The sequence below is a fragment of the Streptomyces sp. NPDC058653 genome (assembly GCF_042716895.1).
In the GTDB taxonomy this organism is placed as follows: Bacteria; Actinomycetota; Actinomycetes; order Streptomycetales; family Streptomycetaceae; genus Streptomyces.
In genome coordinates this window covers 38,653-54,797 of record NZ_JBHXRM010000013.1, presented here as the reverse complement: position 1 = coordinate 54,797, position 16,145 = coordinate 38,653, and the positions used below count along the sequence as shown (strand labels likewise).

The 16,145-nt window shown below is 68.4% G+C and carries 17 protein-coding genes and 1 CRISPR repeat array; of the genes, 5 read left to right on the top strand and 12 right to left on the bottom strand.

Features of this window, described 5'->3' with window-relative positions; all coding sequences use genetic code 11:
* Nucleotides 1-407: 407 nt before the first annotated feature.
* From ACFWU9_RS13955 to ACFWU9_RS13945, 3 genes are all read right to left on the bottom strand, one after another.
* Nucleotides 408-1,208 (bottom strand): SAM-dependent methyltransferase, encoded by an 801-nt coding sequence (locus ACFWU9_RS13955; RefSeq protein WP_384317834.1) that lies wholly within the window; start codon nt 1,206-1,208, stop codon nt 408-410.
* A 223-nt stretch (nt 1,209-1,431) separates the two neighbouring features.
* On the bottom strand, nt 1,432-1,668 hold the full coding sequence (locus ACFWU9_RS13950) for a DUF397 domain-containing protein (RefSeq protein ID WP_384317832.1): 237 nt from the start codon (nt 1,666-1,668) through the stop codon (nt 1,432-1,434).
* The gene (locus ACFWU9_RS13945; RefSeq protein ID WP_384317829.1) at nt 1,669-2,529 is read right to left on the bottom strand and encodes a helix-turn-helix domain-containing protein; all 861 of its coding nucleotides are present in this window, start codon (nt 2,527-2,529) and stop codon (nt 1,669-1,671) included.
* Between the two features lie 200 nt (nt 2,530-2,729).
* Here ACFWU9_RS13945 and ACFWU9_RS13940 point away from each other — a divergent pair, with 200 nt between their 5' ends.
* From ACFWU9_RS13940 to ACFWU9_RS13925, 4 genes are all read left to right on the top strand, one after another.
* The gene (locus ACFWU9_RS13940) at nt 2,730-3,191 is read left to right on the top strand and encodes an ATP-binding protein (RefSeq protein WP_384317826.1); all 462 of its coding nucleotides are present in this window, start codon (nt 2,730-2,732) and stop codon (nt 3,189-3,191) included.
* Nucleotides 3,191-3,613 (top strand): hypothetical protein, encoded by a 423-nt coding sequence (locus ACFWU9_RS13935; RefSeq protein WP_384317823.1) that lies wholly within the window; start codon nt 3,191-3,193, stop codon nt 3,611-3,613. Before ACFWU9_RS13940 ends, ACFWU9_RS13935 begins: the two co-directional genes overlap by 1 nt.
* A gap of 401 nt (nt 3,614-4,014) precedes the next feature.
* Nucleotides 4,015-5,433 carry a DEAD/DEAH box helicase gene (locus ACFWU9_RS13930; RefSeq protein WP_384317820.1) on the top strand — a complete coding sequence of 473 codons (1,419 nt, stop codon included), beginning with the start codon at nt 4,015-4,017 and terminating at the stop codon, nt 5,431-5,433.
* 80 nt (nt 5,434-5,513) lie between these two features.
* Nucleotides 5,514-5,852, top strand: coding sequence for a thioredoxin family protein (locus tag ACFWU9_RS13925; RefSeq protein ID WP_384317817.1), 339 nt, complete (start codon nt 5,514-5,516; stop codon nt 5,850-5,852).
* Nucleotides 5,853-5,951: 99 nt separating this feature from the next.
* Here ACFWU9_RS13925 and ACFWU9_RS13920 read toward each other — a convergent pair whose 3' ends face one another.
* The 5 genes from ACFWU9_RS13920 to yhhA form a co-directional block, all read right to left on the bottom strand.
* Nucleotides 5,952-7,208, bottom strand: coding sequence for a hypothetical protein (locus ACFWU9_RS13920; RefSeq protein WP_384317814.1), 1,257 nt, complete (start codon nt 7,206-7,208; stop codon nt 5,952-5,954).
* A gap of 280 nt (nt 7,209-7,488) precedes the next feature.
* Complete coding sequence (locus ACFWU9_RS13915; RefSeq protein WP_384317811.1) at nt 7,489-8,349, bottom strand: aKG-HExxH-type peptide beta-hydroxylase; 861 nt, start codon at nt 8,347-8,349, stop codon at nt 7,489-7,491.
* A complete protein-coding gene (gene yhhC, locus ACFWU9_RS13910) occupies nt 8,297-8,935 on the bottom strand; it encodes a cyclophane-containing peptide 2OG-Fe(II) oxygenase YhhC (RefSeq protein WP_384317808.1) in 639 nt (212 codons plus the stop codon). The genes ACFWU9_RS13915 and yhhC overlap by 53 nt, the downstream gene beginning before the upstream one ends.
* Nucleotides 8,932-10,056 (bottom strand): cyclophane-forming radical SAM/SPASM peptide maturase YhhB, encoded by a 1,125-nt coding sequence (gene yhhB / locus ACFWU9_RS13905; protein ID WP_384318029.1) that lies wholly within the window; start codon nt 10,054-10,056, stop codon nt 8,932-8,934. Before yhhB ends, yhhC begins: the two co-directional genes overlap by 4 nt.
* A gap of 33 nt (nt 10,057-10,089) precedes the next feature.
* Nucleotides 10,090-10,227, bottom strand: coding sequence for a YhhA family cyclophane-containing RiPP (gene yhhA, locus ACFWU9_RS13900; protein WP_384318027.1), 138 nt, complete (start codon nt 10,225-10,227; stop codon nt 10,090-10,092).
* Nucleotides 10,228-11,091: 864 nt separating this feature from the next.
* On the opposite strand from yhhA, the gene ACFWU9_RS13895 reads away from it, so the two are divergent.
* Nucleotides 11,092-11,256, top strand: coding sequence for a hypothetical protein (locus ACFWU9_RS13895; protein WP_384317805.1), 165 nt, complete (start codon nt 11,092-11,094; stop codon nt 11,254-11,256).
* A 604-nt stretch (nt 11,257-11,860) separates the two neighbouring features.
* A CRISPR array of direct repeats spans nt 11,861-12,317; the repeat unit is 29 nt; unit sequence CTGCTCCCCGCGCCAGCGGGGATGGACCC.
* Nucleotides 12,318-12,351: 34 nt separating this feature from the next.
* On the opposite strand, the gene ACFWU9_RS13890 is transcribed toward ACFWU9_RS13895, so the two are convergent.
* The 4 genes from ACFWU9_RS13890 to dgoD form a co-directional block, all read right to left on the bottom strand.
* Nucleotides 12,352-13,332: a sugar kinase gene (locus ACFWU9_RS13890; RefSeq protein ID WP_384317802.1), complete on the bottom strand. Its 981-nt coding sequence runs from the start codon at nt 13,330-13,332 to the stop codon at nt 12,352-12,354.
* Complete coding sequence (locus ACFWU9_RS13885; RefSeq protein ID WP_384317799.1) at nt 13,329-13,979, bottom strand: bifunctional 4-hydroxy-2-oxoglutarate aldolase/2-dehydro-3-deoxy-phosphogluconate aldolase; 651 nt, start codon at nt 13,977-13,979, stop codon at nt 13,329-13,331. The genes ACFWU9_RS13890 and ACFWU9_RS13885 overlap by 4 nt, the downstream gene beginning before the upstream one ends.
* A gap of 92 nt (nt 13,980-14,071) precedes the next feature.
* Nucleotides 14,072-14,866 carry a hypothetical protein gene (locus ACFWU9_RS13880; RefSeq protein WP_384317796.1) on the bottom strand — a complete coding sequence of 265 codons (795 nt, stop codon included), beginning with the start codon at nt 14,864-14,866 and terminating at the stop codon, nt 14,072-14,074.
* Nucleotides 14,860-16,005 (bottom strand): galactonate dehydratase, encoded by a 1,146-nt coding sequence (gene dgoD / locus ACFWU9_RS13875; protein WP_384317793.1) that lies wholly within the window; start codon nt 16,003-16,005, stop codon nt 14,860-14,862. The genes ACFWU9_RS13880 and dgoD overlap by 7 nt, the downstream gene beginning before the upstream one ends.
* Nucleotides 16,006-16,145: the final 140 nt, after the last annotated feature.

Genomic DNA, 16,145 nt, shown 5'->3' with positions numbered 1-16,145 from the left:
GACGGGGTGCGACTGGGGCGCGTCGGGCGTCGGGACATCCGCACATTGTGCCCGCCTGCGGACGGCCGGAGTCCCGGGACGGCCGGGAAAGGGCTCAAACGGCCCCTGGGCGCCCGCCGGGGCCTCCCGCCCGTTCCGGTCCCCTGGGCCGGTGCTGACGCCCTGACGGGGCGCACAAGCGCTTTCTACGGGGCGTGGAGCCGTCGGCGCGGGATCCCGTCCGTGTCCGGAAACGCCTCGGCGCCGCTGCCACCCCCCGGGAGTGCCGCGGCGCCGAGGCGCTTACCTGCCCGGACCCCCGCCGGTCCGGGCCGTGTGAGTCCTGTCCTGCTGTGTTCCTGTCCTGCTGTGTTCCTGTCCTGCTGCTCGTTGGCCCGCCGTCGCCGCCGTGCCGTTGGTCCGGGCCGTCAGGGCTTGCGGGCCACGCCCACGTATCCCGCGATGACCGCGTCGTCGGGGACAGGCACGACATCGCCCAGCTCCGGCCGCCAGTCGGCCACCAGGGAGACACCGGGCTCGACCATCTCGAGACCGTCGAAGAACTGGGCGACCTCGTCGCGCGAACGCAGCGCGAGGGGCACGCCCTTGGCCCTGTAGAGCTCCTTCGCCTTCTCCACGTTGTCCGGGTCGAAGTCGCCCGTGGTGTGGGAGATCACGAGATAGCTGCCGGACGGCAGCGGTTCCAGCAGCTTGTGCACCAGCTCGTGCGCGCCGTCCTCGTCGGGGACGAAGTGGAGCAGCGCGATGAGCGACAGGGCGACCGGCTTCTTGAAGTCCAGGATCCGCCCGGCCTGCTCGACGATCTCGTCGGGTTCACGCGCGTCGGCCTGGACGTACTCGGTCAGACCCTCGGCGCTGCTGCGCAGCAGCGCCTCGGCGTGCCGGAGCACGATCGGATCGTTGTCGGTGTAGACGACGCGGGAGTCGGCGGCGACCTCCTGCGCTATCTGGTGCAGGTTGGGCTCGGTCGGGATGCCCGTCCCGATGTCCAGGTACTGGCGTACACCCGCCTCCGCACCGAGCCAGCGGGTGGCCCGGTGCATGAAGGCGCGGTTGCACTTGGCCATCTCCCGGCCGAGCGGGTTCAGTGCGAGGAGCTGGCGCGCCATCTCCTCGTCGACCGGATAGTTGTCCTTGCCGCCGAGGAACCAGTCGTACATCCGGGCAGGGTGCGGCCTGCTGGTGTCAATGGCGTCATGCCCGGTCATGTGCACTCCATGAGTCTCGGCGCCGTCGGCGGGGGCCGGCGAACTGGTGGCAAGGAACAGGTGAGTTCAGATCCGATCAGGCCTGATCGGCTCGTACCAGGCGGGATCCGGCCGATCAGGATGTACGGTCCCGGTCACAGCATCTCGTCGGATAGCGGTACGTCGGTCGGGCCGGTCACAGCGGTCGGATGCGGTCATGTCAGGTGCGGTCGGTCATGTCAGGTCAGGTCAGGAGGAAGTCGGCCTGGCCGGACTTGGCACCTTGGATGAACGCGGCGATCTCGCCGTTGGTGTAGATCAGCGCGGGGCCGTCAGGGTCGTTGGACTGGCGCACGGCGACTCTGCCGTCGGCCAGCTTCATGGCCTCGATGCAGTTGCCGCCGTTGCCGCCGCTCCACGGCTTGTGCCAGCCTTCGGCGCCGAGGTCGGTGGCGGGCATGCCGTTGTATATCGGATCCATTCACAGCTCCTTGCGGACATCCTTGAGGATCTCCTTCGTGCGTTGTGCAGTTGCAGCCTGAGCCGCCATACGGTCCATGACCTCGAGGTGGGTCGCCACCTCGGGACGCGCGTCGAGATAGACGGCGCCGGTCAGGTACTCGCTGTAGATCATGTCGGGCAGTTCGGGCATGGCGAAACGGAAGAGCACGAACGGCCCGTACGTTCCGGGGTGGTGTCCGGAGGAGAACTCCGCGATCTGAAGGGTCACATTTTTCATCTCGGACGCGTCGATGAGCCGGTCGACCTGCTCGCGCATGATCTCCGGCGAACCGACGGGACGGCGAAGCACCGTCTCATCCATGATCACCCACAATTTGGGTGCGTCCGACCTCGTGAGCAGTGACTGACGTCGCATCCGCAGTGCCACATGCCGGTCGATGGCCTCCGGCTGGACCTGTCCCACGGCGCCGGCGTGCATGACCGACAGGGCGTACCCCTCCGTCTGGAGCAGCCCTGGAACGAAGTGCGGTTCGTACGCCCTGATCAGGGAGGCGGCGCCTTCCAGACTGACGTACATGCTGAACCAGTCCGGCAGGATGTCGTGGAACCGCTGCCACCAGCCCGGCTTGTTGGCCTCCTCGGTCAGCTCGACGAAGACCGCGGCTTCCTCGTCACCGACTCCGTAGGCCCGCAGAAGTACCTGCACATAGGGGACTTTGAGCGTGACCTCGGCTGTCTCCATCCTGCGGACAGTGGCCCCCGCCACCCGGAGAAGCTTGGCGGCTTCCTCGCGTTTCAGGCCTGCTCTCTCGCGCAGATCCATAAGACGTTTGCCGAGTACGACCTGTCCCACGGTCGGGGCAGACCGCGGTTCACTCACTTTGGAACCTCCCCATGCACGGTTGCCAGCAGTGTGCCATGCCCTCGCCAGGAAGAACACGGCACTCTGAAAAATTCACAGTGCTACTTGCCAAGTGTCGCGCACGGGTAGAGAGTGGTTCGGTGAACCAGCTCATGCAGTTGTCGTGCTCCGCCCGGAGGTTTCGCACGGTGCTGCTTCCCCACCGTTAGGAATCGGTCGTGGCACCTGGTAACGCGCTCACCCCCCCGCTGATGACCGTGTGCCCTGGCAACGTTGTCCGACGCTACGGATTCGCACTTCCGGCCCATGCCGAGTCGGTCTGCCGTGCCAGACAGCTCACCCGTGAGCGGCTCGCCCGCTGGGGCACCGCGGACGAGACGCTGGAGACCGCGATTTTGATCATTTCCGAGCTCGTCACGAACGCCGTCGTCCACGCCCCCGGCGACCACGTCATATGCGAACTGCGCGAAGGGAACGGCAGACTGCACATAGCCGTCGAGGACCAGGGCTTCGGCCCCATGGGCCCCCAGTTGCACCGTGCGTCCGAGGACGAGGGCGGCCGGGGGCTCCTTCTTGTGGACGCCGTGAGCAGTTGCTGGGGAACACACGACACGTCCGGCTACGGAGCCGGGCGTGTCGTCTGGGCCGAGCTGCCACATGAAGCGGGGCAACCGTGTTGATGAGTGCGGTGCGCCGGTTCGCCCGTGGGCTGCGTGACGAGGGGAACGGCCTCGCACAGCTGCCGGTACCGCCGACCCTGCCCGCCTCGCTCGGGTGTGACGCGGTGGGCGTCCCCGCGAGGCATGGGTTCCGGCTGATGGGCAGGCTGCCCAGCACCGGCTGCGTCTTCGCCGACACCGACTGGTGGTGGTGGATCGTCCCCGCCGGCTCGGACCTCGAACTGGACTGGCCGCGGCCCGCGCTCTACGTCTCCGGGACCCGGGTCCCGGCCGCGCACCCCCGGCTGATCCACTGGCCGAGCGCCCCCACGCCGTACACCCCGCCGATCCCCTTCTATCTGATGGTCTGCCAGCTCGCGGGGACGACGCCTACGTGGGAGGGGCGCCCGCAGGCGGAGATCCCGGTACGGCAGCACGGCTGACAGCGGCCCTCCTCCTACGGAGGACGGGCCCGGGCCGCCCTTGTACGAATGCCTCTCCGGATCCTTGAGCGCGTACTGGCATCGGGGCGGGGACGAACGGACTGGCGGATACTCCGACGCAGCGGTGGCGGACTTCGACAGAGTGCTCGGCGTCGCCCCCGGCCACGTGCCGGCACTGGCGAGCCGTGCGCGGGTGGCACACACCCGGCGGCGGTCTGCGGCGCCGGCCGATCTCGGTCCAGCCCTGACCATGAACCCGACCTAGCAGCTGGGCTGCCCGCGGGACGGCTGACGCGAGGCGCGCGCTGGTAAGGTCGGGTCACGCTTGCAGAGAGCCTGGGCCCGTGCCGGACAAGGTACGGGCCCAGTTCCGTTCAGGGCGCCGAAACGAGGAACCCCCCATGAAGGCGAAGCAATCGGCCTCCGGTCGCTCCGGACCCGGCAGGTCCGACCGGGGGAGCTCCCCGCGAGGCGAACTCTCGGTGCCGGGGACAGTGACGCCCGGCCTCCCGCCCGCCGGCTCCTTCGCGGAGCTGGAACTGCCGGTCCAGCTGCGGGGAGTGCTGGCGAAGCTCGGGATACGGGAGCCATTCCCGATCCAGGCGGCCACCTTGCCGAGTGCGCTGGCCGGCCGGGATGTCCTCGGCCGCGCGCGGACCGGCTCGGGAAAGACCCTCGCCTTCGGGCTCGCGCTCCTCGCACGTACGGCGGGCCGGCGCGCCGAACCGAAGCGCCCCCTCGCGCTGGTCCTGGTGCCGACAAGAGAACTCGCGCAGCAGGTGAGCGAGGCGCTGGCTCCCTACTCGGAGGCGCTCGGGCTGCGCTCGGTGACTGTCGTCGGCGGGCTGGCGATCAGTCGGCAGGTGGCGGCGCTCCGGGCGGGCGCCGAGGTCGTGGTCGCGACGCCGGGACGGCTGGCCGATCTCGTCGCCCGGCGGGACTGTCATCTGGACCGGGTACGGATCGCGGTGCTGGACGAGGCGGACCAGATGTGTGACATGGGTTTCCTGCCGCAGGTCTCGGAAGCCCTGGACCGGACGCCCCCCGGCGGGCAGCGGATGCTGTTCTCCGCGACGCTCGACCGAAACGTCGATCAACTGGTCAGGCAGTATCTGAGTGAGCCGGTGTTCGCCGCGGTCGATCGGGCGGAGGGCTCGGTCGCGACGATGGAGCACCACATACTGAACGTCCATCCCGCCGACAAGTACGTGACGGCCACCGAGATCGCCGCTCGGGACGGGCGGGTGCTGATGTTCCTGGACACCAAGCACGGTGTGGACCAGTTCACCCGCCACTTGCGGAGCAGCGGCATACGGGCGGGTGCTCTGCACAGCGGGAAGTCCCAGCCGCAGCGCACGCACACGCTCGCCCAGTTCAAGAACGGGGAGATCACTGTGCTGGTGGCGACCAACGTCGCTGCCCGTGGCATCGACGTCGAACATCTGGACCTTGTCGTCAACGTGGATCCGCCCTCCGACCCCAAGGACTACCTTCACCGCGGCGGGCGCACCGCGCGTGCCGGGGAGTCCGGCAGCGTGGTCACGCTGGTCACGCCCGGCCAGCGCCAGGACGTGCACCGGATGATGTCGGACGCCGGGATCCGGCCCACGGTCTCTCAGGTTCGCTCCGGCGAGGAGAGGCTGACCAGCATCACAGGCGCGAAGCGCCCGCCGGTGCAGGACGTGGTGAAGACCGGAAACGCGGCGTTCCGGGGTCTGGGTACCCGCGCGGGCCGCCCGCCGAAGGAATCCCGCAAGGCCGCGGAGGCGCGCACGATGGCGGAGGCCCGCAAGGCCGCCCGAGCCCGCAGGGCCCACTGACGGGCGGTACGTCCGTCGCGGTGGTCAGACACAAGGAGGCACCCACTGCCTCGCACCGAGTGGAGCGTCGAGGAGTGCCGATGGCGAACAGGGTCCAACGGCCCCATGAGGAAGCCGAGTTCGAGTTCATCCTGGCGAGGGCGGATGTGCCGGTGCTCGCGTACTTCTACGGGGTGTGGCCCAAGGCCGCGGCAGCGTGCAAGGAAATGGATGTCCTGGTGGGGGAGGCGGCCGATGTCCACCAGGGCCGACTGATCGTCGTGCGGGCCGACATCGCAAGGTGCCCCGGCCCCGTACGGCGGTACGGCGTCACCGGCGCGCCCTCCTTCGTGCTGATCGACCGGGGCGAGGCGATGGCGGCCGGAAGCGGTCCCATGTCCAGGACAGCGCTCGGGGAGTTCTTGGACGCCCACCTGTGAGCACGCCGCATGCCGGCCGGCGAGTGGCACGTGGCACCCGTAAAGGCGCCGAGTGGGGCGGTCTTCTTGGCCAGGGCATGCCGGTGGGCCTGACCGGCTTCACCACCCGCAGTGGATGTCGGCTGATCCGCCACGGACAACGGGATCGGTGCTCGTGCCGCTGACTCGTAGAAGACCGCTGTCCCGCTCCCAGCCCAACTCGTACGTGCCGGCGTCGACGGGCCGGTAACCATCATCGACCGTCCACGATCCCGACTCGCCCAGGGCCAGGCCGGTGAGCCCCACCGCGTACGCTTCCCCATTGCCGATCATAAGAAAGGACGTCTCCCGTACCACCGCCGTGCAGCCCCCGGGCCCCGCGGGGCGCAGTACGTGGTACTCCGCGCTGGAGATCAGGTCGTCCGCCGCTCCCCATACGGTGCCGAGCACCGCCATGGCGATCAGCAGGGTGTTGCCCAGCGATGCCCACGTGGCTCGTTTCCGTGGGAGCTTCGGAGCCCCCGCCGGGCTGCCCACCCGGGTGAGGGTCCTTCGGAGAACGAGCGCCAGGATCAGGAGAGTTGCACTCACCCCCCAGCCGGGAAGCACCCGCCCCTGCACGACCAGCAGGAGGTCGCTCCAACTCGCCACGGCCGCGAGGGCGAGACTTCCGTTGCGTGCTGCCGCGGAGACGGTCGGCGACAACCCCACGCAGTGCTGTTCACGTTCTTCGGTCACTGCGGGTACGACTCTCCGAATGCGCCGACGGTTGCCCCGAGAGGTCGAAGCGCTTCGAGAACCAGGGCTGGACCGACGCTGGAGCTCTGCCGGGCGGTGGGGGACCTGCAATAAGGCGTGGTGGACCGCGTCAGTGATGGTCATGCCGACCAAGTAGGACAACCACCGGCCCCATGTGGTGAGCCAATTGACGAAGTCGTCGATACCGCTGGCGGAGTCGGTGCTGATGATCTTCCGCGTGGCGAGCACGTTCCGCTTCTCGGAGTGCGCCAGGACCAGCACTCTGGCGATCTCCACGATGACCTCGCCACCGGCGTCGGGCACATTGCTGCCGGACAGCTTCCACACTCGCTCGCGGACTTCGGCCCTGGCCCGGCGGACCGCTGTCGGTGCGGAGGAGTCGGCCGCAGCCTGTGTCTCGACGAGCCGCGAGACGGTTGGGTCGGAGGCCGCCGGCCTGAGCACCACATGTTCGGTTCGCAGCACGCCGATGCCCGACGAGCAGTCGCCGTCCAGTGCCACCGCCGGCGCGAGGTCCAGCAGGATCCTGCCCGGGTCCTGCATCGCGCGTGGCTTGCACCACCGCGTCAGCGCGGCCGATATCGCCGTGTCCGGACCGGGCTTGTGGATCGTCTCCACCGGTAGAGCCCGGCAGCCTGCGGAACCACCGAGTCCCCGTCACCTGGGACACGGACAGAAGGGTACGGCCCGATACGCCTGTTCACCTGGAGAGTGCTTCATTCCTTGCAGCTGACAGGACCCTCGACAAGTCCCATCGTTGCAGGTCGGAAGCACCTATCAGGTATCCGATCAATGATCGGGCAGCCCCACTCGCAAAAGCGGGAGACTAGCGCCATACGCTCCGGACCGCAGGGCTCGCGTCGACCACGCCAACCGGCCGTGACCGTCGAAGCTCTACTCAAGCTGCAATGCTTTCAAGACAACGCCGCCACAAATCGATGCCCATTTCTGAAAGTCCTTTCGGCGCCTCCGAGAGTGAGGCAATCTCACGTTCGATCGTATTACTACGTTTGCGACAGTATTGGCGCCACTCGCCGCGTACGCCCGTCAAAATGCCGAACGCCTGGTGAATGACTGCAAAGACGTAGAGACCGTGCAGAAGTCCGGTGACGGGTCGAACTTCATCCTTCCACGGCGAGTAGCCGCTTGCGCGATCATCTACGACCAGAGGCTCGATTGAGTCCACAAGAGTGAGTTGAAGGTGCATCGCCTCATGGATGAGCGACTCGGCCACCCTCAGCAATGCATCCCGCTCGTCCTTTTCCGGTATCGAGACAAAGATTGAGAACGGCAGTTCAGGCGTGCTGTGACTGACGTCGTGGTCCCTCAGGGATTGAATCGGATGGATCACCTTCACGACCGAGCCGATACTCTCAGCCATGCTCGGGACGTGCGTAAGGACGTCAGCCGCCGCTTGGATCCGCTCACGGATCTGCGGATCATGACCGTCAGCAAAGTGCAGACCCTCGAAGGCTGCCGCTGTCTTGCTCGACAAGTGTTCAATCTTCGCTATGTGAGGCCCAAATCGAATGTCACCGCCGTCGGGTGCGGGAGGTCCCACATTGCCCGCCAACCAGCGAGAAGTCCCGTACTGTTCGATGAGACTCGGCTCCACCTGATTGCGCGACATGAAGTCCGCTACCAATTCGGCCGTCAAGTCGGGGAACCAAAGCGGATCTTCCTTGCCCAGGCGCAGACTGAGGGAGTTAGTCACGTCGAGCTCGGAGCGAGTAAATGACCGTGTATCGCGCTCCACCATGCATTTCGGAAACCGCGTGAAAAGAGTCGGGCGATATTTCAAACGCGAGTGCGCTCAGGTGTTGCGGACGCAGCACACGGTGAACATCGGCGGGGTCGCCAGAGCTAAAGAGCATCAGAAAGCCGCCATCTCTGTCAGTGAGACCGCGGTTCAGCTGGACGGTCAGTCGGTGTGACTCTTCTCCGACGAGGTAGTCGTTGTGTATGCCGATTCGATGCCCGCGCACGAGCTTGTGGCACACGACGCTGACGTCCGGCTCGAACTCGCATCCGAACATTCCTGTCATCGCGGTGCCGACAGCATCGAGGACGTCGTGTCTGGTCAGGTAGGAAGCTGTCGGCGATGCGCTGTCCCAGCAGCTGAACTCGTACTGCTCGTAGAAGTCGGTCCGCTTCGCGACCCACGGCGCGTCGCGTTCAAACCATTCGAGCACGTGCTCACCGGTCTGCGGCGTGAAGCACTCAGCCAACGTCGCGTATCGAAACGGAGTTGCGGCCACCTCCCGGGCACCCAGATCTGGCCGCGGCCACGCCGTCGTATCGGATACCTGCAATGCGCCTTGTTCAGGCGGAGAGTTGGTCGTCACGGCGATTCCTCGTGTCGGTCATTTCCCTTGGCGGCGATGGAGAGGCGGTCTTTGACAGCCGAGATCAGTTCAAGCTGGTCGCTACAGAAGACGGTCGGGTTGGAGTAGCCGTTCTCGGTGGACCAGCGATGCGCAGGCATTCCTCCGCCGCATATGGTCAGCTCGGGACAGGCTTCGCAGGTCGGGGATGTCGGATACTGGAGGGCAAAGTACTCGTCAAGCTCTGCGCCATCGAGCTGGTCAAGGAGATCTCGGTTGACGATTGAACGCTCAAGCTGAAAACGATCAGCGCCGGGGTAAGCCACCTTCAGCGTATCGTTGCGAGTGATACGACCGTCGGTGTCGATTACAAGAATGCCGTACTCGTCTTGCCCGATACCTTCCTTGCGGCCACGGCCGCCAAGGATGAGACGGATGAGGTCATCGAGTACGCGGATTCGAGGCGGGGTCAGGTCAGCGAGATAGTGGTCGAGCAGGCGCACCATCCAGTCGCCGTATTCGGTCGAGTCCGTCCGGCTCTTCCCTGGAGGAAGTGCGTCATGGTTTCCGTCCCGATAGAGGAAGTCGAACGACGGCGCCCCGGTGGCTTTGAGGAATTCATACACCTCGGTAGGGTCCGACGTCGGATCGACAACCGCGAGTAATCCACTGAACAGCCGCTCTCTCGCCGGGTGCGCGACGAGTCGAGCAACGCCGGCCACCACGCGCTCGTGCGAACCGTCGCCGTGTCGGTCCAGACGATTCCGATCATGCAGTTCGGCCGGACCATCCAGGCTGATCGAGATCCCCACGTCGTAGCGATCGAAGACGTCAATGAACTCGTCAGTCAACAGCACGCCGTTGGTCTGGATGTGCAGACCGGCATCTGCGCGCAGACTCGACTTGAGACCTCCGACGAAACGCTCGGTGGCACCGATTCCAAGCAGTAGTGGTTCGCCTCCGTGCAGCACTACGCTCAGCGGGCGCGGCTGCGACTGGCTCAACCCACCCAACTGATCAATGACGGCACTCATCACCGCATCTGTCATACGGCGAGGCTGGCTCTTCCAGCCGTCATCACCGAGGTTGTAGACGTAGCAGTAGCTGCAGTCCAGGTTGCAGCGACTAGCCGTCTTGACCAGTACGGTGTCGATCTCCCGGTTCAGGACCGACCTCTAGCGGTTGTGGCGGTTGTGGGTCCGGTTATAACTACTGGTCACCACCGGTTCGCTTGTCCGAACCTCCTCGATCAAACGCTTCAGGGCGACACTGTCTATCTCCTGCGATGGGACGGCAGGTGCTGAAACCGCCATGTTGTCGTCCGATTCTACCGAATTCATTGGGGATTCCCCTTCGAGTGACCGGCGTTGATCAAGGGGCCCGCGACCGAGGGGTGCCGCGGGCCAGGGCACACACAGAATCACTAGGATCTACGATCCGTATCTCCGATGATAGGCCGATCGCCAGCACTTGTGTTGTGTTATGGAGCGTTCTGCTCGCTCGTCATTGACTACTACCGAGTGAGTCGTAGGCCTTCTTCTCGTCTTCGCTGGGCGTGACAGCGATCAACAATCATGCAAAAGTAGTGCAAATCCCCCGACCCCGCGGGGGAACCACCGCACCTCGGCTGCTCCGCAGGGTCGGTGCGCACCGAGGTTCGGGCACGCACGCGGACACTCTGCCGGAGATCACGTTGTCCGCCTATTGGGTTCTTCGTTCCTTGCCGAGGTCCGCAGTCTGCGTCAAGCAGCCGCTGCGCGAAGCGCCAGGCTGACGACAAGCCACGAGGTCAGCGTGCTTGACGCGCCGAAGCCTTGTCTGCGTTGTGAGTGCGCACGGACTGCGTGCCCTACCACTCGGCGTAGGGACGTTCAGGGCGGCTCTGTTCGCGCCACAGCCTGGGGGCGAGGCGCAGTACGTGACTGTGCCGTGTGCCACCAGAGCCACGTCGACACCCACAGGAAAGAGGCCTCTCAACGGCATGGGTTGAACGGCACAGGGACGGATTCCGCGTCGCCTACGCAACCATCCACATCGAGTACGGATGTGCCTCCCAGCACGACGCCAAGATCGTGCTGCGGATGTCGAGTCCGATCGACGACGACCGGGGCGCTGCGATGGCTGCCCGATTAGATTGACGCCGTCGTCATGGAGGCTCGAAGGGGAGTGCGGATCGTATGACGAAGTCGCTGGAGATCAAGCCCATCGCGACCGTGGTCGGCGGACGCAACGAGCCTACCGGCGACCGTTGGAGAGGTTCGGCGATCGTCCGCCTGAACCGGGATTTCCCCGTCGAGGTCGTCCAGGCCCTGGAGGAGTTCTCCGAACTGGTGGTTGTCTGACATTCCACAGGGCGTCGCCGGGCGACGTTGCCCTCCACACTCGCAGTCCCCGCGACAACGCTGAGTGGCCAGCCACCGGGACGTTCGACCGTCTGGACCTGCACGTGACGGACTTGGACGCGATCGATGGGGCCCGGTCGTCGACGTCGAGCCGTACTTCCGGGAGATGGGCCCGCGGGGCGAGGTGCGCGGGCCGTCCCCTGTCTCCACGTCGTGGCTGGCCCATTCCACACGGCGCCGTCATGGGTTTCTGGAAGGGCTGCACCATGGAAGCAGTTCCTCAGGGCCGCCAGCGTCCACGGAGGTATGTGGCTGCTGAGCCGTTGATGCCGTGCCTGGTTGGTTGACCGCAGGATGCCGTTGTGTGGTGCGGAAGTGTACTGCGGAGGGAAGATGTCGGGGTTCGACATCTTCCACCGCGCCGACTCGGCCGCACGACGTTTCCGGGATCTCGGGTGGAATGCTCGTGGCGGTCTATGGGCGGCCGTAACCTGTTCGCTGGAGATCCGTGTACAACGAGCTGGCCGATTTGGCCTGTTTGTCGCTCCCGTGGCAGTTGGTTCAAAGCTGCCTTGCTCACCAGGAAACCTGCTGGCCACGCAGCCTGCTCCCCGCGCCAGCGGGGATGGACCCCCTCCCTGTGATCACATTCCTTGACAGCGAGGCTGCTCCCCGCGCCAGCGGGGATGGACCCTCGGGCTGCGGATTCCTGCGACACCCCGTCAGCTGCTCCCCGCGCCAGCGGGGATGGACCCTGCGTCACGGACGTCTTCACGCCGTCCGCTGCCTGCTCCCCGCGCCAGCGGGGATGGACCCCCCGCCTGACAGTTACTCAAAGTGAGGATTCTCTGCTCCCCGCGCCAGCGGGGATGGACCCCCAGGGCGGATGGTCTTCTGCCATCCGACAAACTGCTCCCCGCGCCAGCGGGGATGGACTCCGGGGGCGGGCCTGGCCTCAGCATCCCAACCACTGCTCCCCGCGCCAGCGGGATGGACCCTCCGGATCGTCGGCGCCGTGGTGGAGGGTCAGCTGCTCCCCGCGCCAGCGGGGATCGACCCCCGGGCGCAGCAGCCTGCCGTTCCTCAGGCTCTTTCCTATAGGGACAGCGCGTTCCAGGTCTTCTCGTCCGTCTCCAACAGGTCGCGGGTTCGGGGCGTGGGTGGCAGGGGGCCGTGGTCGGTCAGGACTCTCAGGGCCGATGCCGCCGTCAGGTGGCCCAGGCGCAGGGCCCGTACCGGATCGTCGTAGTGCAGCAGGCCCGCCAGGAAGCCGCCCGCGAACGCGTCGCCCGCGCCCACCGGTTCGACCACCCGCACCTTCGGCGCCCGCACGGTGTACGTGTCGGGGCCGACGTACGCGGTGGCGGCGCGCGGCCCGTCCTTGACCACCAGCACGCGCGGCTCCGGCAGCAGCTCGCGGACCGCGTCGGGGCCGTCGTCGGACAGGGCCGCGCCCCAGAGCGCCTGCGCCTCGTCGAGACCGACCAGTACGAGGTCGGCGCGGGCCGCGAGAGGACGCAGGACTTCGGCCGCCGGCTCGTCGCCCCAGAGCGCGGGGCGGTGGTTCACGTCGAAGCTGACGGCGTACGGCCGTTCCGGGCGCAGCGCGCGTTCGACGAGCGCGCGGCAGGACGCCGAGAGCGCCGGGGTGATCCCGGTGAGATGGACGAGCGCGGCGTCCCGGAACGCCGGCTGGTCCAGGGTCCCGGGGCCGAGGGCGGAGGCCGCCGATCCGGTGCGGTAGTAGTGGACGCTCGTGGCGTCCGTGCCCGGGTTCTTGACGAGGAGGCCGGTGGGGCGCGCCGGATCGGTACGTACGCCGGAGACGTCGACGCCCGACGCGGCGATCCGCTCCCGCACGCGCCGCCCGAAGGGGTCGTCGCCCAGCGCGGACACCCAGCGGGCCGGGACACCGTGGTCGGCCAGGTACATCGCCACGTTGGACTCGGCGCCCGCGACGTCGAGCCTCAGCCGCTCGGCGGTGTCGAGCGGGGCCGCCGGGTCGGGCGCGAGCGCCGCCATCGTCTCGCCGACACAGACGACCGGCCCCGGGCGCGGCGTCGGGACCGTCCTCACGCGGGGTCCTGGCCCACGGCGCGTACGACGTCGAGGAAGGTGCGGGCACGGGAGCGCAGGCCGTCGAGACCGTCTCCGCCCGCCGAGTCGGCCGCGGTGCCCACGAGAGGCGAGCCGACGCCGACCGCGAGCGCTCCGGCGTCCAGATACGCCGCGGCGGCCTCGGCGTCCACGCCTCCGACGGGCACGAACGGAACGTCCGGGAAGGGGCCCTTGAGGGCGCGCAGATACGCGGGTCCGCCGGCCTGCGCCGCGGGGAAGATCTTCACCGCGCACGCTCCGGCGCGCAGCGCCGCGAGGATCTCGGTGGGTGTCAACACACCGGCGAGCACCGGCAGTCGCAGGTCCCGCGCGGCGTCGACGCCCTCGCAGACGGCGGGTGTGACGACGAAGTCCGCCCCGGCCCGGTGCACGGCGTGCGCGTCGTCGGCGGTCAGGACGGTCCCCGCGCCGAGAGGGGCGTCGGGTCCGAGGGCGGCTCGGGCCTGTGCGATGACGTCCAGCGCGTCCCGCCCGGTGAGCGAGACCTCGACGAGGACGACGCCCTCCTCGATCAGGGTGAGTACGGTCCTGAGCGCCGCGTCGGGGTCGTCGCCGCGCACGATGGCGACGAGTCGGTGGGCGCGCAGGGCGGCCGGCAGATCCACGGGTGGCTTCCTTCTCTCGTACGTGGGCGGTCGTGCACGGTTCCTGTCCGGGGCGTGCTCGTGCCCGCTGTTCTCGTTCGTGGCGCGCTCGTTCATGGCCGTGGACCGCGGCCGGCCGTGACGGTCAGCCGCCAGTGGACCCCGCCCGACGCGGGGACCCGCGCCGCGTCCCCCTCCCCCGCCGCCGCCAGGTCGAAAACGCGGCCCAGCATCGGTTCGACCCCGACGGAGCGGTACGGGGCGCCGGCCGGGAAGCCGCCGAGGTTGCGCCACAGCGCGACGGAGACGGGCTGTCCTTCCGCCTCCACCGCCATGCGCAAGGTGTGCCGCCCGTCCCGCACCGTCACCTCCGGCGCGGCGACGACGGCGCCCACGGCGGTGCCGTCGTCGGGGGCGAGCCGGTCGAGTGACACACCGTCGGCCCGTGGCCAGGCTCCCGCCCGCCACTTCGCCCCCTCGTCGGGGTAGAGCCGGACGGGCGCTCCTTGCCGGATGCCGAGCGTGGCGCCGGGCGACACGTCCAACAGGGCGTGCCCGGCCCAGAGGAAGCGGTAGCCGGGCGCGGCCGTCAGCCGGTAGTCGGCGACGAGCGTGTCGCCCTCCGTACGGATACGGCGGGTGAGACGGAAGTCCGGGCAGTCGACGCTCGCGAACGCCCCGTCGCCGCGCCAGGGCCGGGACCACGCGTCGCCGTGGTCGGGTCTGCCGCGCACCGTGGGGACGCACTCCTCCAGGCCCCCCGCGTCGGCGAACGCCTCCCCGGGGGCGACGAGGTCACGGCGTGGCTCGTCGCGCCGCCACAGCCACTCCCGGCCGCCCGCGCGCAGCGACGTCCAGCGTCCGCCGTGCGCCGGGTCGGTGGTGACGGACAGCGGTTCGCTCACCATTCGGCGAACGAGCCGTCGTCGTGGCGCCAGACGGGGTTGCGCCAGCTGTGCCCGGTGCGGTCGGCGGCGCGTACGGCCTTCTCGTCGACGGTGACGCCGAGCCCCGGCAGACCGGTGCGGTGGGCGTGGCCGTCGACGAAGCGGAACGGCTCCGTGTCCACGACGTACGACAGCAGGTCGGCGTCCTTGTTGTAGTGCAGGCCCCTGCTCTGCTCCTGGATGAGGAAGTTCGGGGTGCAGAAGGCGATCTGGAGGCTGGCGGCCAGGGCGATCGGGCCGAGCGGGCAGTGCGGTGCGAGCTGTGCGCCGTAGGTGTCGGCGAGCGAGGCGATGCGGTGCACCTCCGATATGCCGCCGGCGTGCGAGAGGTCGGGCTGGGCGACCGCGATGCCGGCGGCGAGCGCGGGCAGGAACTCGGCCCGCCCGTAGAGCCGTTCACCGGTCGCGATGGGCACGGGGCTGGACTCGACGAGGCCGGGCAGCAGATGGCCGTGCTCGGGCAGCAGCGGCTCCTCCACGAACAGCGGGTGCAGCGGGGCGAGTTCGGACAGCACGCGGCGGGCGCCCGCCGGGCTGAAGCGGCCGTGGAAGTCGACGGCGACGTCCCGGGCCGGGCCGAGGACCGCGCGCGCCGCCGCCACCCGTTCGACCACGGCGGCGGTCTCGGCGGGGCTGGTGATCGGGGACGTACGCCCGGCGGCGTTCATCTTCACCGCGGTGAAGCCCGCCTCGACCTGTGCGGTGACCTCCTCGGTGAGCCGGGCGGGCTCGTCGCCGCCGACCCACGCGTACACCCGCACCCGGTCGCGGACGGGTCCGCCGAGCAGGGCGTGCACGGGGGCGCCGTAGGTCTTGCCGGCGATGTCCCACAGCGCCTGGTCGACGCCGGCGACGGCGCTGGAGAGCACCGGGCCGCCCCGGTAGAAGCCGCCCTTGGTCATGATCTGCCAGTGGTCCTGGATCCGCAGCGGGTCCTGGCCGACGAGGTACTCGGCGAGGACGTCCACGGCCGCCCGTACGACCTCCGCCCGGCCCTCGACCACGGGTTCGCCCCAGCCGACGGTGCCGTCGTCCGTCTCGATACGGCAGAAGAGCCAGCGGGGCGGGACGAGGAACGTCTCCACGCGAACTATCTTCACTTCGCCTCGGAGCCTTTCGTCTCGGGAGCGGCGGCCGGCCCCGCCCGGCCGGCCCCCACCGGTGTGCCCGGGTCCATGTACCGGTCGGGGCCGGCCTTGGAGCGCAGGGCGCGCAAGGGCCGCGGGGCGGGGGCCCGTGG

Excerpts from the sequence above, each read along its gene's own strand:
- yhhA (WP_384318027.1), bottom strand. The coding sequence starts at position 10,227 with ATGGCGGTTTCAGCACCTGCCGTCCCATCGCAGGAGATAGACAGTGTC.
- ACFWU9_RS13950 (WP_384317832.1), bottom strand. The coding sequence starts at position 1,668 with ATGGATCCGATATACAACGGCATGCCCGCCACCGACCTCGGCGCCGAA.
- ACFWU9_RS13915 (WP_384317811.1), bottom strand. The coding sequence starts at position 8,349 with ATGGTGGAGCGCGATACACGGTCATTTACTCGCTCCGAGCTCGACGTG.
- ACFWU9_RS13935 (WP_384317823.1), top strand. The coding sequence starts at position 3,191 with ATGAGTGCGGTGCGCCGGTTCGCCCGTGGGCTGCGTGACGAGGGGAAC.
- ACFWU9_RS13955 (WP_384317834.1), bottom strand. The coding sequence starts at position 1,208 with ATGACCGGGCATGACGCCATTGACACCAGCAGGCCGCACCCTGCCCGG.
- ACFWU9_RS13930 (WP_384317820.1), top strand. The coding sequence starts at position 4,015 with ATGAAGGCGAAGCAATCGGCCTCCGGTCGCTCCGGACCCGGCAGGTCC.
- ACFWU9_RS13880 (WP_384317796.1), bottom strand. The coding sequence starts at position 14,866 with ATGGTGAGCGAACCGCTGTCCGTCACCACCGACCCGGCGCACGGCGGA.
- ACFWU9_RS13895 (WP_384317805.1), top strand. The coding sequence starts at position 11,092 with ATGACGAAGTCGCTGGAGATCAAGCCCATCGCGACCGTGGTCGGCGGA.
- ACFWU9_RS13925 (WP_384317817.1), top strand. The coding sequence starts at position 5,514 with ATGGCGAACAGGGTCCAACGGCCCCATGAGGAAGCCGAGTTCGAGTTC.